Annotated in this window: 19 protein-coding genes and 1 tRNA gene; 2 read left to right on the top strand and 18 right to left on the bottom strand. The window is 69.2% G+C overall.

The window, feature by feature from the left end; all coding sequences use genetic code 11:
• Positions 1-11 precede the first annotated feature (11 nt).
• From JTJ31_RS03315 to rlmB, 10 genes are all read right to left on the bottom strand, one after another.
• Positions 12-380, bottom strand: coding sequence for a HesB/IscA family protein (locus JTJ31_RS03315; protein ID WP_207537149.1), 369 nt, complete (start codon positions 378-380; stop codon positions 12-14).
• A 17-nt stretch (positions 381-397) separates the two neighbouring features.
• On the bottom strand, positions 398-748 hold the full coding sequence (locus tag JTJ31_RS03310; protein WP_207537148.1) for an SUF system Fe-S cluster assembly protein: 351 nt from the start codon (positions 746-748) through the stop codon (positions 398-400).
• Entirely contained in the window at positions 741-1,184 is a 444-nt protein-coding gene (gene sufU / locus JTJ31_RS03305) for a Fe-S cluster assembly sulfur transfer protein SufU (RefSeq protein ID WP_207537147.1), read from the bottom strand. Before sufU ends, JTJ31_RS03310 begins: the two co-directional genes overlap by 8 nt.
• Complete coding sequence (locus tag JTJ31_RS03300; protein WP_207537146.1) at positions 1,181-2,425, bottom strand: aminotransferase class V-fold PLP-dependent enzyme; 1,245 nt, start codon at positions 2,423-2,425, stop codon at positions 1,181-1,183. The genes sufU and JTJ31_RS03300 overlap by 4 nt, the downstream gene beginning before the upstream one ends.
• Positions 2,425-3,696 carry a Fe-S cluster assembly protein SufD gene (sufD, locus tag JTJ31_RS03295; RefSeq protein ID WP_207537145.1) on the bottom strand — a complete coding sequence of 424 codons (1,272 nt, stop codon included), beginning with the start codon at positions 3,694-3,696 and terminating at the stop codon, positions 2,425-2,427. The genes JTJ31_RS03300 and sufD overlap by 1 nt, the downstream gene beginning before the upstream one ends.
• Positions 3,693-4,436, bottom strand: a complete 744-nt coding sequence (gene sufC, locus JTJ31_RS03290; protein ID WP_207537144.1) for a Fe-S cluster assembly ATPase SufC — start codon at positions 4,434-4,436, stop codon at positions 3,693-3,695. Before sufC ends, sufD begins: the two co-directional genes overlap by 4 nt.
• A complete protein-coding gene (gene sufB / locus JTJ31_RS03285; protein ID WP_207537143.1) occupies positions 4,436-5,935 on the bottom strand; it encodes a Fe-S cluster assembly protein SufB in 1,500 nt (499 codons plus the stop codon). Before sufB ends, sufC begins: the two co-directional genes overlap by 1 nt.
• A gap of 9 nt (positions 5,936-5,944) precedes the next feature.
• Entirely contained in the window at positions 5,945-6,397 is a 453-nt protein-coding gene (locus JTJ31_RS03280; protein ID WP_207537142.1) for an SUF system Fe-S cluster assembly regulator, read from the bottom strand.
• 192 nt (positions 6,398-6,589) lie between these two features.
• Positions 6,590-7,351, bottom strand: coding sequence for a 2-keto-4-pentenoate hydratase (locus JTJ31_RS03275; RefSeq protein ID WP_207537141.1), 762 nt, complete (start codon positions 7,349-7,351; stop codon positions 6,590-6,592).
• Between the two features lie 2 nt (positions 7,352-7,353).
• Entirely contained in the window at positions 7,354-8,115 is a 762-nt protein-coding gene (gene rlmB, locus JTJ31_RS03270) for a 23S rRNA (guanosine(2251)-2'-O)-methyltransferase RlmB (protein WP_207537140.1), read from the bottom strand.
• 67 nt (positions 8,116-8,182) lie between these two features.
• Between rlmB and JTJ31_RS03265 the strand changes: the two genes are divergently transcribed.
• Together JTJ31_RS03265 and JTJ31_RS03260 are read left to right on the top strand one after the other, a co-directional pair.
• Positions 8,183-8,254 (top strand) — tRNA-Thr (locus JTJ31_RS03265).
• A 105-nt stretch (positions 8,255-8,359) separates the two neighbouring features.
• On the top strand, positions 8,360-8,959 hold the full coding sequence (locus JTJ31_RS03260) for a CREC-EF hand family protein (protein WP_207537139.1): 600 nt from the start codon (positions 8,360-8,362) through the stop codon (positions 8,957-8,959).
• Here the strand turns inward: JTJ31_RS03260 and JTJ31_RS03255 are convergent.
• From JTJ31_RS03255 to phnG, 8 genes are read right to left on the bottom strand one after another with little or no spacing between them, the layout of a single operon-like run.
• Positions 8,949-9,614: a DUF1045 domain-containing protein gene (locus JTJ31_RS03255; RefSeq protein ID WP_207537138.1), complete on the bottom strand. Its 666-nt coding sequence runs from the start codon at positions 9,612-9,614 to the stop codon at positions 8,949-8,951. The genes JTJ31_RS03260 and JTJ31_RS03255 overlap by 11 nt on opposite strands.
• Positions 9,611-10,738, bottom strand: a complete 1,128-nt coding sequence (locus tag JTJ31_RS03250; RefSeq protein WP_207537137.1) for an alpha-D-ribose 1-methylphosphonate 5-triphosphate diphosphatase — start codon at positions 10,736-10,738, stop codon at positions 9,611-9,613. Before JTJ31_RS03250 ends, JTJ31_RS03255 begins: the two co-directional genes overlap by 4 nt.
• Positions 10,735-11,424, bottom strand: a complete 690-nt coding sequence (gene phnL / locus JTJ31_RS03245) for a phosphonate C-P lyase system protein PhnL (RefSeq protein WP_207537136.1) — start codon at positions 11,422-11,424, stop codon at positions 10,735-10,737. The genes JTJ31_RS03250 and phnL overlap by 4 nt, the downstream gene beginning before the upstream one ends.
• Complete coding sequence (phnK, locus tag JTJ31_RS03240) at positions 11,421-12,176, bottom strand: phosphonate C-P lyase system protein PhnK (RefSeq protein ID WP_408015371.1); 756 nt, start codon at positions 12,174-12,176, stop codon at positions 11,421-11,423. The genes phnL and phnK overlap by 4 nt, the downstream gene beginning before the upstream one ends.
• Positions 12,173-13,018: an alpha-D-ribose 1-methylphosphonate 5-phosphate C-P-lyase PhnJ gene (locus tag JTJ31_RS03235; RefSeq protein WP_207537134.1), complete on the bottom strand. Its 846-nt coding sequence runs from the start codon at positions 13,016-13,018 to the stop codon at positions 12,173-12,175. The genes phnK and JTJ31_RS03235 overlap by 4 nt, the downstream gene beginning before the upstream one ends.
• The gene (locus tag JTJ31_RS03230) at positions 13,015-14,115 is read right to left on the bottom strand and encodes a carbon-phosphorus lyase complex subunit PhnI (protein WP_207537133.1); all 1,101 of its coding nucleotides are present in this window, start codon (positions 14,113-14,115) and stop codon (positions 13,015-13,017) included. The genes JTJ31_RS03235 and JTJ31_RS03230 overlap by 4 nt, the downstream gene beginning before the upstream one ends.
• Entirely contained in the window at positions 14,115-14,681 is a 567-nt protein-coding gene (gene phnH / locus JTJ31_RS03225; protein ID WP_207537132.1) for a phosphonate C-P lyase system protein PhnH, read from the bottom strand. The genes JTJ31_RS03230 and phnH overlap by 1 nt, the downstream gene beginning before the upstream one ends.
• On the bottom strand, positions 14,678-15,100 hold the full coding sequence (gene phnG / locus JTJ31_RS03220; protein ID WP_207537131.1) for a phosphonate C-P lyase system protein PhnG: 423 nt from the start codon (positions 15,098-15,100) through the stop codon (positions 14,678-14,680). The genes phnH and phnG overlap by 4 nt, the downstream gene beginning before the upstream one ends.
• Positions 15,101-15,151: the final 51 nt, after the last annotated feature.

Raw genomic sequence — 15,151 nt, 5'->3', positions numbered from 1 at the left:
CCGCCCCTCCGTCACACGTGGAAGGACTCGCCGCAGCCGCAGCGGCCCCTCTCGTTCGGGTTCACGAAGGTGAAGCCCGCGCTCATCGCCTTCACCTCGTAATCCATGATCGTGCCGATCAGGTAGAGCGACGCCTTACGGTCCACGAGGATGGTGAGGCCCTTGTCCTTCACCACCTCGTCGCCCGGCCCGGGCGCGTCCACGAAATCGAGGTCATAGGCCATGCCGGAGCAGCCTTTGGTCTTGACCCCGATCCGCAGCAGCTTGCCGGCTTCGGCCTTGCCGTAGAGGGCGCGCAGCCTTTCGGCCGCGGCGTCGGAGAGCCGCATCAGCGGCGGCAATTCGCGCCTGGTCTTCGTGGGGGTTTCGGCGGTGGCCATCGCGTCCAGCCTCCTCGTCAATACATGTTCAGGGCGAGGCGCGCGTCCTCGCTCATGCGCGACTGGTCCCAGGGCGGGTCCCAGACGACCTCGACCCTGCAGCCCGTCACGCCGGGAACCTGCCGCACCGCCTCTTCCGCCATCGTCGGCAATTCCTGCGCCGATGGGCAGGAAGGAGTGGTCAGCGTCATCTCCACCTTCACCTCACCATCGTCGGCGAGCTCGATGGCGTAGACGAGGCCGAGTTCGTAGATATCCACTGGGATTTCGGGGTCGAAGACGGTCTTCAGCGCCCCGATCACTGCTTCCTCGCGGAGCGCTGGGTTCACTTCCCCTTCGGGTGTCCAGCTCCCGTGCGTCTCACTCACTGCTCGCCTCCTGGCCGCCTCGCAGCGCGGCCTCCAGCGTCACCCAAGCGAGGGTGGCGCACTTCACGCGGCTGGGAAACTTCGCGGCGCCCGCAAGGCTCCGCAGCGCCTCGAACCGCTCGTCATCCGGCACGGCGCCGCTCCGCGCCATCTCCCGCACCTTTTCCGACAAGTCGAGGGCAGCATCTGGGACGAGCCCGCCCACCGCGCCGGTCAGCATGGAGGCGCTGGCTTGCGACACGTCGCAGCCCCGCCCCATGAAGGACGCCTCGGCAATCCGTCCGTCATTCAGCCGCAGGAACACCTCCACCCGGTCGCCGCAGAGCGGGTTGTCGCCCCGCGCCGTGGCATCCACGCATTCCAGCCGGTGCCGGTTGCGCGGCTGCCGCGCATGGTCGCGGATCTCGGGCGGATAGAGTTCCAGCAGGTCGTTCACGCGAAGAATCGCCGCGCCTCGCGCAGCGCCTCAGCTAGGGCGTCGATCTCGCCATGGGTGGTGTAGAGGCCGAAGCTGGCCCGCGCCGTGCCCGTCTCCAGCCCGAGCCGCGCATGCAGCGGCTCGGCGCAATGGCGCCCGGCGCGGATGCAGATGCCGCGACGGTCCAGGAAGGTGGACAAATCGTGCGGATGCGCGGCGTCCAGCGAGAAGGAGAAGACGCCGCCGCGATCCTGCGCGCTTCCGACCAGGGTTAACCCCTCCACCTGTGGCAGCACGCGCATCGCGTGCTCGACCAGGGAGCGCTCATGCGCTTCCACCGTTTCCATGCCGATGGCCTCGACATACTCGATGGCGGCCTTCATCCCGGCGGCCTCGATGATGGGCGGCGTGCCGGCCTCGAAGCGGGCAGGGGGCGCGGCCCAGGTCGAGCGCTCCAGCGTCACCGTCTCGATCATGTCGCCGCCGCCGAAGAACGGCGGCATCGCCTCCAGCAGTTCATGCTTCGCGTAGAGCACGCCGATGCCGGTGGGGCCGTAGAGCTTGTGGACGGTGAAGGTATAGAAATCAGCGTCCAGCGCCTGCACGTCCACACCGCGGTGCACTGCGGCCTGCGAGCCGTCGAACAGCACACGCGCCCCGTGCTCATGCGCCATGCGGGCGATGGCCCCGGCAGGCGTCACCGTGCCCAGAACATTGGACATGTGCGTGACGGCGACGAGGCCGACATCGCCCTTCCGCAATTCAGCCTGGAGGGAGTCGAGGTCCAGCTCCCCCGCATCGGTGATGCGGATGAAGCCGAGTCCGATTCCGCGCCCCTCATCCCGCAGGATCTGCCAGGGGACGAGGTTGGCGTGATGCTCCATCTCCGAGACCAGCACGCGCTGGCCGGGCTTCAGCACGCCGCGCCCGAAGGAATGAGCGACGAGGTTGATGGCCGAGGTCGAGCCGCCGGTGAGGATGATCTCCTCCACCCGCGCCGCGTTGAGGAAGCGCCGCGCCGCCTCGCGCGAAGCCTCGTGGTTCTCCGTCGCCACCTCGCTCAGGTGATAGGCGCCGCGATGCACGTTCGCGTAGGCCGTCTCCATGCAGTCGCGCATCGCGTCCATCACTTGGCGTGGCTTCTGGGCGGAGGCGCCGCTGTCCAGAAAGACAAGCGGGCGGCCGCGGACCGTCTGCGACAGGATGGGGAAATCCTGCCGGATGCGCTGCACGTCGAGCGGGGCGAGGGCGAGGTCCATCAGGCGGCCTCCCGCTCCCACCAGCCGGACACCGCTTCCTCCAGCGCCGCCTGGGCGATGGGATCGGTGACGCCTTCCACCGCCTCGGTCAGGAAGGCCTGGACGAGGATGGCGCGCGCTTCCTCGGCCGGAATGCCGCGGGCGCGCAGGTAGAAAAGCTGCTCCGGGTCCAGAGCGCCGACTGTCGCGCCGTGCGAGCACCTCACGTCGTCGGCATAGATCTCCAGCTGCGGCTTGGCGTCGATCTCCGCCTCCTCGCTCAGCAGCAGGGCCTGGTTCATCTGGTAGCCATCGGTGCGCTGCGCCACCTGCCGCACCAGGATCTTGCCCTGGAACACCCCGCGCGACTTCCCGGCCAGCACGGTCTTCACCGTCTGGCGGCTGGGGCAGTCCGGCGCCGCGTGGTCGAGGAAGGTGGTGGTGTCCGCGTGCTGGCCATCCGCGACAAGCTGTGCGCCGTTCATGTGCGCCGCCGCCTTCGGCCCCTCCAGCGTGACGTGGATCTCGTTCCGCACGAGCCGCCCGCCGGCATTCAGGGTGAAGTTGTCATAGGTGCCGCCCGCCGCCACGCGCGCGCGGATGGTGCTGAGCTGGAAGGCCGAGCGCCCCTCGCGCTGCACGCGCACATGGGTGAAGGTCGCCCCCTCCGCCACCCGGATGTCGTAGACGGGGTTGTGCAGATAGGTGGCGCCGGCGGGGCCGGTGCTCGTCTCGACCAGGGTCAGCTGAGCCCCCGGCGCCAAGCGGATGACGTGGCGCGGGTGGAAGGCGATGGGCCGCTCGGCATGGGCGGCGATGTTCAGCACCTCGATCGTGCCGGCGTCGCGGCCCTCGGGCAGGTCGAGGAACAGCCCGTCCTCGAACATCATGGCGTTGAGCCCGACCAGCGGCATGCCGTGATCGGCGGCCAGCAGGTCCTGCGCCGCCTCCAGCCGTGCAGAGAGCGGAGCCGCATGCGGCGGCAGCTGCGACAGGTGCTCGGCCAGCCGGCCGTCCAGGAAGACGACGCGGTGCGGCGCACGAGGGGCGGGCAGGGCAGGGGCTTCGCCCACCGCCGTCAGCGCCTCCGTAAACTGCGCCTGCGCGACGGGGGCCAGGTCGGTGTAGCGCCATTCCTCGACGCGGCGGCCGGGCAGGCCCTTCTCGCGCAGCGTGGCGGCACCCTCCTCGCGCAACGCGCGCACCTGCTCCAGCTCCGCGCCCGGAAGCCGGTCGCGCAGCCCCTCGAAGCGAGAAATGAAGCCGCCTGCGCCTGCGGTCACTGCATTCATGCTGCGCTCGCCTGGCCGTAGCCCTGCGCCTCCAGCTCCTCCGCCAGCTCCTTGCCGCCGGAACGGACGATGCGCCCGTCCATCAGCACGTGCACGCGGTCGGGAACGATGTAGTTCAGGAGCCGCTGGTAGTGGGTGATGACCAGCGACGAGAAATCCGGGCCGCGCAGCGCATTCACGCCTTCGGAGACGATGCGGAGCGCGTCGATGTCGAGGCCACTGTCGGTCTCGTCCAGGATAGCCATGGACGGGTTCATCAGCGCCATCTGAAGCACTTCGTTGCGCTTCTTCTCGCCGCCCGAGAAGCCAACATTGACGTTGCGCTTCAGCATCTCGTCGGACATGTGAAGCTTCTTCAGCTTCTCGCGCGCCAGCTTCAGGAAGGCCATGGCGTCCACCTCCTTCTCGCCGCGCGCGCGACGCTGCGCGTTCAGCGCAGTGCGGAGGAAGTTGGCGTTGCCCACGCCCGGAAGCTCGACCGGATACTGGAAGGCGAGGAAGAGACCCGCGGCCGCGCGCTCCTCCGGCTCCATCGCCAGCAGGTCCTGCCCGTTCCAGGTGACGGAGCCGCCGGTGATGTCATAGCCCTCGCGCCCCGACAGCACGTAGGAGAGCGTGGACTTGCCCGAGCCGTTCGGACCCATGATGGCGTGGATCTCGCCCTTCGGAACCTCGAGGTCGATCCCCTTGAGGATCTGCTTGCCCTCGATCTCGGCGGTCAGCCCTTCGATACGCAACATTAGCCCACACTCCCCTCAAGGCTGATCGCCAGCAGCTTCTGCGCCTCCACGGCGAATTCCATCGGCAGTTCCTTCAGCACCTCGCGGCAGAAGCCGTTGACGATGAGGCCGACAGCCTCCTCCTCGTTCAGCCCGCGTGCGCGGCAGTAGAAGAGCTGATCCTCGGCGATGCGCGAGGTCGTCGCCTCGTGCTCCACCTTCGCCGTGATGCAGCGATTCTCGATATAGGGCACGGTGTGCGCGCCGCATTGGTCGCCGATCAGCAGGGAGTCGCACTGGGTAAAGTTCCGTGCGCCCTTCGCCTTCGGGCTGATCTTCACCAGGCCGCGATAGGTGTTCTGGCTGCGCCCGGCCGAGATGCCCTTGGACACGATGGTGGACTTCGTGTTGCGGCCGATGTGAAACATCTTCGTGCCGGTATCGGCCTGCTGGAAGTTGTTCGTCACCGCGACCGAGTAGAACTCGCCCACGCTGTCGTCGCCCAGAAGGATGCAGGACGGGTACTTCCAGGTGACGGCCGATCCCGTCTCCACCTGCGTCCAGGAGATCTTGCTGCGCGCACCGCGGCAGGCGCCGCGCTTGGTCACGAAGTTGTAGATGCCGCCCTTGCCATCGGCGTCGCCGGGGTACCAGTTCTGCACCGTGGAGTACTTGATGGTCGCGTCATCCATTGCGACCAGCTCGACCACGGCAGCGTGAAGCTGGTTCTCGTCGCGCTGCGGCGCCGTGCAGCCTTCCAGGTAGGAAACATGGCTGCCCGCATCGGCGATGATCAGCGTGCGCTCGAACTGACCGGTGCTCTTCGCATTGATGCGGAAATAGGTGGACAGCTCCATCGGGCAGCGAACGCCCTTCGGAATGTACACGAAGGACCCGTCGGTGAAGACGGCGCTGTTCAGGCAGGCGAAGTAGTTGTCGCCCTGCGGCACCACGCTGCCGAGATACTCGCGCACCAGCTCCGGATGCTCCTGCACCGCCTCGGAGATGGAGCAGAAGATGATGCCGTGCTTGGAAAGCTCGTCACGGAAGGTGGTAGCGACGCTCACGCTGTCGAACACCGCGTCCACCGCCACGGGCATGCGTCCGCTATCGGCCGGGCTCTCGCCCGCGCCCTCGACGCCGGCCAGGATCGCCTGCTCCTTCAGCGGGATGCCGAGCTTGGCGTAGGTCTTCAGCAGCTCGGGATCCACCTCGTCGAGCGACTTCGGGCCAGCCTTCTTCACAGGGGCGGCGTAGTAATACGCGTCCTGGTAGTCGATCTTCGGGTAGCTGACGGCCGCCCAGTTGGGCTCCTCCATCTTCTGCCACAGGGCAAAGGCCTTCAGCCGCCATTCCAGCAGCCACTCCGGCTCGTTCTTCTTCTTCGAGATGAAGCGGACGATGTCCTCGTTCAGCCCTTTCGGGGCGAACTCCATCTCGATGTCGGTCTCGAAACCCCACTTGTAGCCGCCTTCCTGGACGGACTGGACGGTCTCGATGGTCTCGGCAACGGCAGGCATGAAAGGCTCCTACTCCGCGGCGAGGCGCAGATCGGCCTCGGGAATGAAAGCGATGGGGGCCGGCACCGCCAGATCGGCGACGGTGATGCCGGCGAGGGCATGACGGATGGCGTGGTTCACCGGATCCCAGCGCCCGCGCACGGGGCAGTGCTCCTCGGAACCGCAGCCGCCCCCACCACCCTCGACGCAGGCGGTCAGGGCGATCGGCCCGTCAAAGGCGGTGATGACGTCAGAAAGAGGAATGGCGTCGAGCGGGCGGGACAGAATATAGCCGCCGCGGGCGCCGCGGACGCCCTCGACCAGCCCGGCACCGGCCAGAATCTTCAACACCTTGGCGACGGTCGGCTCGGCCAAGCCGGTCCGATGGGCCAGTTCCGGCGCGCTCTGACGCATGGAAGGAGCTGCACCCATGCGGGTCAGCACCACCACGCCATAATCGGTCAGCCTCGACAGCTTCAGCACCGGTTTCTCCTTGCTCCCATCCAAATAGGACCAACGCCGTCCTCTTTCCAGTGGGCCAAGGAGTTCGCGACCATTCCGGCGCTGCATGGCCGGCGCGCAGGGCTGCGCCGACCGAATACGGCTTCACGCCGCGGAGGCCATATGGGGCTGACCGCCGCTGGTTAGAAGCGGCAAGCGGGGCGCGAAGCCCCGTCAGGTGAAGCGGACGGAAACCTTGCCCAGTCCTTCGAACTGCACCACGACCTCGCAAGGGGCAGGCAGCCAGATAGGGGGCGTCACGCTGCCCAGCCACACGACCTGACCGGCGCGCAGCCCGCCGAACTCCCGTGCAGCCGGCGAATCGGCCAGCCAGCGCAGCGCCTCGAGCGGATGGCCCAGCAGGTCTCGCCCATGCCCGCCGCCCTTGGAGACGCCATCCACGAACAACTCGCCCTGCATGGCGCCGAGGTCGAGGTCGCGCCAATTGGCGGGTGCCGTGCCGAGCACACCTGCGGCATGGAAGATCTGGTCGGCCACCAGCGTGGGCGTGCCCAGTTCCACAAGATCGCCATAGCGGCGCTCGACGATCTCGATGGCAGGGAAGAATTCTGCCACGGCATTCAGCGCCTCCTCCCGGCTGATCGGGCCGGGCGCGAGGTCGCGGGCGAGGCGCAGCCCGACCTCGCACTCGACGCCAGGGTTCAGGAAATCATCGAAACGCAGCGTGGTACCGTCGGGGTGCGGGGAGGTTGCAGGAACGAAGCCCGCGGCCGGGCCGGACAGGCCCAGGTATTCCTGCATCTGCTTGGTCGTTGCGCCGATCTTGAAGCCGAAGGGCGGCACCGCGCCCAGCTTTTCGGCAAGGCGGCGCTGGGCGGCGTAGCCTTCCTCCAGCGTGCGCGGCGCGGCGGCGCCCAGCGTGGTCAGCACCCGCTTGGCGCGGCGCGCCTCCAGGATCGCGGCGGCGGCATCCATCGTCATTCCCTCCCCAGTTCGTAAAGGGCCACCGCGGCGGCGGCCGAGACATTCAGGCTTTCCATGGTGGGGCGAATCGGCAGCCGCACCAGCTCATCACAGCTTTCGCGGGTCAGGCGGCGCAGCCCCTCGCCTTCGGCGCCCAGCACCAGGGCGACGCGCCGGCCGGCGAGGCCGGATTGCGCGAGCGTGACCGGTCCGGCCGCCTCGAGCCCCACCACCCAGAGACCGGCCTGTTTCAGCGCCTCGATGGCGCGTGCTAGGTTCACCTCGCGCAGCACGGGCACCACCTCCAGCGCGCCGCTGGCTGCGCGGGCGAGCGTGCCGGTCTCGGCCGGGGCGTGGCGTTCCTGCATGACGACGGCCGCCGCGCCGAAGGCGGCAGCGGAGCGGAGGATCGCACCGACATTGCGCGGGTCGGTCACCTGATCCAGCACCAGCACCGGCCCGGCGGTATGCTCCATGAGCTGCGACAGGGCAGGGGGCGAGAGCGGCTCGACCAGAAGAGCGGCGCCTTGGTGGATCGCCTCGGCACCCAGGGTCCGGTCCAGGCGTTCCCTCTCCACAAATTCCGGCGTGATCCGCCAAGGTCCGGCCGCCCGCTCGGCCAGCTCCGCCTCGGCCCCGCGGGTGACGAGGAGGCGGCGCAGGCGCCGCGCCGGGTTCTGCAACGCGGCCGAAACGGCATGCAGGCCCCAAAGCCAAACCCCTTCTTCCGGCGGGGCGGAGGACCTTGCAGGGAGGGGGGCGTTGCGGCGGCGCATGGGGGCATGTGGCGGCGATTGCCCGGTGCTGGCAAGCGGGGCGAGGCTGGGATACAGGGGAAACGGCGCCGGGTTAGCTCAGGGGTAGAGCAACCGCCTTGTAAGCGGTAGGTCGTCGGTTCAATCCCGACACCCGGCATTCCTGTTGCACTTCGTCACCCTGAGCGCCACGCGGCGGTTACATACCGCGCGCATATTGCGTCTCAAGGGCGGACCATCCCGCCCGGACAGGAGACACAGCACGATGAAGTCCAAAGCTGCCTTCGCTCTCGGTGCCGCCCTGCTGGTGGGCCTTCCGGCCTTCGCGCAGCAGCAACAGCCCGCTGCCCCGGCGCAGCAGGGCGAGGCGCAGGCCCAGGGTCAGCAGGGGCGTCCCCGTGGCATGGAGCGCATGTTCGAGCAGTTCGACACCAACCGCGACGGCCGCGTGACCTTCGACGAGGCCTGGGGCGTCATTACCCAGCGCTTCAATGGGGCCGATGCCGACCGCTCCGGCGGGCTGAGCCAGGCGGAGTTCGCCAATCTCCGCGGCCCGCGCCCCGAGGGCGCCCGCCAGGCGAGCCCCGAGCGGACCGAGCGTATGGAACGTGGCCGCGCCGCCATGTTCCGCGCCCTCGACGCGAACAGCGACGGTCAAGTGACGCTGGAGGAGATGCGCGTTCCCGCCTCCGCCCGTTTCCGGGCGCTGGACGCGAACACCGACGGTGCGGTGGCGCGGGACGAACTGCCCCGCTGGCACCGTGGCCACCATCACCACCACCGCGGCGAGCGGGGTGAGCGTACCGAGCGGGGCGAGCGCGCCCCGGCGGCGCCGGCTGCTCCCGCCGCGCCGGCTACGCGCTGAGGCTTAGCCTCTCCGCGATCAGGAAGGGCGCGTCCGGCTCCCGCTGCGTGAAGACGCAGACCTGTCGGACGCGCCTTGCCCGGTTCGCCACGGCGCTGACATGCGCCTCGGCTTCCGGTCGGATCCGCGCCGCCTCCTCATCCGAGAGGCGGCGCGTCAGCGTCACGTGGAACTGGAAATCTTCCAGCACATAGGGATAGCCCCAGTCGCGCAGGTGCCGGTCCTGGCGTTCGGTCAGACCCGCCTTGCGACGGCGTTCCAAATCCTTCTCCGACGCCGGTGTGCGGTGCCGATCGAGCCGCGTGACCAGCGCATCCGCCAGATCCTGCAAGGGCTGGCTTGGTTCCGCCTCGCGCAGCGCCAGGAATCCCTTGTGCGTCTTCACTGCGAGGGGCGGTAGGTCAAAGCCTGGGATGGAGGCGGCGACGCGGCGCGCATCCTCCAGGAACGTGTCCCATCCATGGGCGAGCTTGAAGGGCGGTTTCAGAGTCGCGTGCAGGCCGTAGAGGCGCGGCGCCTCCGTCCATTCCGCAATGCCCGGCAGGTCCGGCTGCGCCAGAGGCTCCCCCGTTTCCGCATCGCGACCCAGCCAGCGCGAGCCAGCTTCGTGCAACGGATCGTCCAATTCGGGCGCCCAGTAGAGCGCAACCCTCATGCCACGCGCTCCCCACGAACCCAAGTCTCGCGGATCACCGGCGTGCCGCGGTGCTCGCGCACGCGGATGAGGTCGGCGCGCTGCCCCGCTTCCAGCCGGCCCCGGTCCTCCAGCTTCGCCATGCGGGCGGGCGCCGAGGTCACGGTGGCGATGGCGGCCGGAAGCCCGATCTCCTTGGCGGCCAGGAAGGCGGCCTCCACCATGGCGGAGGGGACGTAATCGCTGGCGATGGCCGTGACCGTGCCGGCGCGGAGCAGGTCCATGGCCGCGACATTTCCGGAATGGCTGCCGCCGCGCACGAGGTTGGGCGCGCCCGCGATCACCCCGACGCCAAGGTCCCGCGCCGCTTCAGCCGCTTCCATGGTCACCGGGAACTCGCTGACCCGGATGCCGTCTCCGGCATTGCGGGTCACCTGGGCCTTTGTCTCATCGTCATGGCTCGCCAGCGGCAGGCCGCGCGCAGCAAGACGGTCCAGCGCGAAGCGGCGCTGCGGCTCAAGCGTCCGCTCGCGCTGCGCCAGGAGTTCGGCGATGCGCTGCTCCACCTCGGCGGCCGTCATCTTCGTCTGGCGCACGCGCATCGCGCGGTAGCGGTCGAGGTCGCGATATTGGCCGACCCCCGGAGAGTGGTCCATCAGCGAGGCCATGGCCACGAGAGGATGGTCGGCGACGGATTCCAGCAGCCCGGGCATGTCGCGGGCCGGCAACTCGCAGCGCAGGTGCAGCAGGTGCTCGACCCGCAAGGCGCCGCTGCCGGCGAGGGCGGTCGCCTCCTTCACGCCTTCCCGGAATGTCTGGTCCCGCCCCTGGTCGAAGCCAAGGTCGCCAAGGCAGAGCGCGTCCAGCACGGTGGTCACGCCGGCGGCGGCGCATTGTCCGTCATGCGCCAGGAAGGCGGAGCGGGCCGGCCAGCGGGCATTGGCGCGCGGCTGCACCTGCCGTTCCAGGTTGTCAGTGTGAAGGTCCACCATGCCGGGCATGAGGAAGTCGCCCTCGAGGTCCACGGCCGAGGGATGCCCCGAACGGCCGGGCTGGACCTCGACGATCCGCCCGCCCTCGGCCACGAGCGTGCCCTGCATCACCGCGTCCGGCAGGATGAGGCGCGCATTGGTGAAGATGGTCATGCCGCCTCGGTGGCAGGGGCGGGGCCAATGGGCAAGACCCGGTGTAGCCGGTCAGCCACGCGGTCCCGCACCTCCTCGTCATGGAAGATACCGATAATGCCGGCGCCGCGCGCCTTGGCCTCCAGGATCAGCGCCACCACCACCTCGCGGTTCGCGGCGTCCAGGCTGGCGGTCGGCTCGTCCAGCAGCAGGATCGGGTAGGCAGGGCCGAAGCCGCGCGCGAGATTCACGCGCTGCTGCTCACCGCCCGAGAAGGTGGCAGGGGGCAGGCTATGCAGCCGGTCGGGCAGGTTCATGCGTCGAAGAAGGGCGCGAGCCGCCTCCCGCTCCACCCCTGCCTCCACCACGATTTCCAGCGCCGGGACGCGCGGGATGACCCGCAGGAATTGCGAGACATAGCCCAGCGTCTCGGCCCGGATGTCCCGCACGAGGCGCGGCTCGGCCGCGGCGAAATCCACCATCGCGCCGCGATGCCGCAGGAGCACACGTCCCGCATCCACGCCGTAATTGCCCTGGAGGCAGCGCAGCAGCGTGGACTTGCCCGCGCCGGACGGGCCGGACAGTGCCACGCATTCACCGGCATGCAGTTCCAGCGCCTCGCCTTCCAGCACGGGCAGGGAGATGCCGCCCTGGAGGTGTAGGGTGAAGCCCTTGCGCAGCCCTTCGGCCTTGAGGAGGAGCGTCATGCTGCCAGCACCGAGGACACGAGAAGCTGGGTGTAGGGGTGACGCGGGTCGTCAAGCACGCGGTCGGCCAAGCCTTCCTCCACCACCTGGCCGCGCCGCATCACCAGGATGCGGTGCGCGAGGAGCCGCGCGGCGGCGATGTCGTGCGTCACCAGGAACACGGCCAGACCCATCTCCTTCGCCAGCTTACGGATCAGGTCGAGCAGCCGCGCCTGCACCGAGACATCCAGGCCCCCCGTCGGCTCGTCCATGAAGACGAGGCGCGGCTCGGTCACGAGGCAGCGCGCGATCTGTAGACGCTGCTGCATCCCACCCGAGAAGTTGCGCGGCGGCTCGTCCATGCGGGCCGGGTCGAGTTCCACGCGCTCCATCCAGCGCGCGGCGACCTCGCGGATGCTGCCGTAGCGCCGCTCGCCCGCCGCCATCAGGCGCTCGCCGACATTGCCGCCGGCCGAGACGCCGAGGCGCAGCCCGTCGCGCGCATTCTGGTGGACATAGCCCCACTCGGTTCGCATCAGGCGGCGGCGCCCGGCCTCGGATAGGGCCAGCACGTCCTGCCCGGCGTAGTGCACGGTGCCGGCATCGGGCGCGATCTGGCCCGACAGGACGCGCAGCAGGGTGGACTTGCCGGAGCCGCTCTCGCCCACCACCGCCACCACCTCGCCGGGCCAGATGGCGACGGAAACACCGTCCAGCGCTGGCGCGGCGCCAAAGCGCAGGCGCAGCCCTTCGGCTTGCAGCAGGGCGCTCACGACTGGTTCTCCCGGCAATGGTCGGTGTCGGAGCAGACGAAGACCCGTCCGCCGCGATCGTCGGACACGATCTCGTCCTTGTAGCTGTCGCGGCTGCCGCAGAAGGCGCATGGCGCCGCGGCCAGCATGGGGCGGAAGGGATGGTCGTCGAAATCGAGCGACCGCACCTCCGTCCAAGGGGGAACCGCGTAGATCTTCTTCTCTCGCCCCGCACCGAAGAGCAGGATGGCAGCGCTGCGGTGCAGCTTCGGATTGTCGTAGCCGGGGATGGGCGAGGGCGACATCAAGTAGCGCCCATTCACCATCACCGGATGATTGTAGGAGGAGCCTGTCTCTCCCTGGCGTGCGATGTCCTCGTACAGGCGAAGCTGCGCGAGGGAGTAGTCGCCCAGCGCGTGAAGGCGCCGCGCCTCGGTGAGGCGCGGCTCAAGACGGAACAGCGGCTCCGGCATCGGCACCTGGAAGACGAGGACCTGGCCCTCGGTGAGATGCCGCTCGGGGATGCGATGGCGCGTCTGGATGACCGTCGCCTCCGCCGTGCGCGTGGTCACCTCCACACCCGCGACGCGCTGGAAGAAGCGGCGGATGGAAACGGCGTTGGTGGTATCGTCCGCACCCTGGTCGATCACCTTCAGCCGGTCGCGCGGGCCGAGGATGGAGGCCGTCAGCTGGATGCCACCGGTGCCCCAGCCATAGGGCAGGGGCATCTCCCGCGCGCCAAAGGGGATCTGGTGGCCGGGGATGGCGAGGCCCTTCAGGATGGCGCGGCGGATCATCCGCTTCGTCGCCTCGTCCAGATAGGCGAAGTTGTATCCGCCCGCTTCCTGCACTGCCGCGCTCATTCGGCTGCTTCCTTTCGGGCCGCGACGCGCTCCGCTTCCCAGCGGCGGCGGATAGAGCGGAGCTTTTCCAGCTCGCTCTGGAAATCCACGTGATGCGGCAGCTTCAGGTGCTCGATGAAACCTGTCGCCTCCACGTTGTCGGAATGGAGCAGGACGAACTCCTCGTCCTGGGCCGGGGCGGTGGCCTCCTCGCCCAGTTCGCGGGCCATCAGCGCGCGGTCCACCAGCGCCATCGCCATGGCCTTGCGCTCGTTCTGGCCGGGGACGAGGCCGTAGCCGCGGGTGAATTGCGGCGGCTCCTCGCGCGAACCGGCGAATTGAGTCGCCATCTGGCACTCCGTCACCGTGATCTCGCCGATGGAGATGGCGAAGCCCAGTTCCGGCGGCTCCACCAGCACCTCCACCTCGCCCACGCGCAACTCGGCGACGAAGGGATGGGCGTTGCCGTAGCCGCGCTGCGTGGAATAGCCGAGACCGAGCAGGAACCCTTCGTCGCCGCGTGCCAGGGCCTGGAGGCGCAGCGGGCGCGAGGCGGGGAAGGAGGGTGGCTCGCGCGTCAGGTCCGGCGGCGCCTCGCCGTCATCGGGCGCTTCTGCCCGCATAAGGCCTTCCCCGGTAAGGAAGCCTGTGACGCGGGGCATGGGACCGGTGCCTTCCGCGTCTTCCTCCGGGACAGACGGTGCTGCGCCCTCCGCTGCCAGCGTGAAGTCCAGCAGGCGATGTGTGTAGTCGAAGGTCGGCCCCAGCACCTGGCCGCCTGGCAGATCCTTGTAGGTGGCGCTGATGCGCCGGCGCGCCTGCATCGCGCCGGTGTCGAGCGGCTCGGCCGCCATAAAGCGCGGCAGTGTATTGCGATAGGCGCGCAGCAGGAAGGCGGCCTCCACCGCATCGCCACGCGACTGCTTCAGCGCCAGCGCCGCGAGGTCACGGTCGAGGCAGCTTCCCTCGGCCATGACGCGGTCCACCGCCAGCGTCATCTGTTCGCGCAGCTGCAAAGCCGTGATCTCAGGCAGGGCGGGGTCGCCGCGCCGCTCATGCGCCAGCCAGCGATGCGCCGCCTCGATCGCCGCGTCGCCGCCTTTCACCGCCACATACATCAGACCGACTCCTCGATGCGGACGGTGCGCGGCATGGCCGCGAGCCGCGTGCCAGAACAAAGGAACAAATCCATGCCACGCGGGAAGGTCCCGCGCCGCGCTTCCCAGGAAGCGACGAAGCCCTCCGGCAGCCCGTTCACGCGGAGGCGATGCTTCGTCTCGATGCCGGGCCCCGACAGGCGCCAGCCCTCGCCAGGGACCAGGTCCTGCACTTGTACAATCACGGTCGCACCATCCTGCGGCGCCTCGTCCGAGCCGTCGCGGAAGCGGGAAAGCGGGGGAAGGGCACCGGTGACCAGGGCAAAGCCTGCTTCGCCGGGCCGGACCAGCGGGGCGCCGCAGTGGAAGGCAATCCAGCCACGCGCCTCCTCGCCCGCATCGGTCCAGAGTGGCGTATCCGCATCCACGAGGGTCAGCAGAAGGGCAGCGGCAGCCGGCTCCAGCCCATTGGGAAGCCCCTCGGTCGGGGGAATTTCCTGCACACGGCCCGGGCGGGCCATGGCCTCCATCGCGGCGCGGAAGCAGGATTGTGCGTCCAGCACGAGATCGTGGAAACCGGGCTTCATCGCATTGTCCCCAGGGTGGAGAACCGCACGGCGGTCGCGGCCGCGCGGCGGGATTGCTGCTCGCGCGCCGCGCGCTGCGCCTCGGCGAGCGGCGCGACGACGCGCGCCTGCCAAGCCTCGCCTTCAGCCCCCTGCAGAAGGGCATCAAGCACGGCCGCGATCTCGGCGGCGCGGCGATCCCGGCCGAGGCGCCAGCCATGACCTAGCGTGCCGTCGGCCAGGGCGACCGTGCAGCGCGTCGCCGTCGCCTCGCCAAGGTTGAACGCGGCGCCATCGCCGCCAGCCCGGCCGCGCAGCATGGTCAGGCCGGTCTCCGGCCCTCGCAGCCGGCGGTACGGGGGAAAGGTGCCTGCGAGGCTTTCCATCTCCTCGGCCGAGGCGCGAGCCAGGACCGAGATCCATTCAGGTCGGGTTGCCATTGGTCTAGACAACTACACAGGGGTTTTTGTAGGGTCAACGTAGTTCTCGCC

Origin of the sequence: Sabulicella rubraurantiaca, assembly GCF_017355885.1 — a bacterium.
Classification (GTDB): domain Bacteria; phylum Pseudomonadota; class Alphaproteobacteria; order Acetobacterales; family Acetobacteraceae; genus Roseococcus; species Roseococcus rubraurantiacus.
The sequence above is the reverse complement of the archived record's forward strand: the minus strand, read 5'-3'. Positions and strand labels throughout refer to the sequence as shown.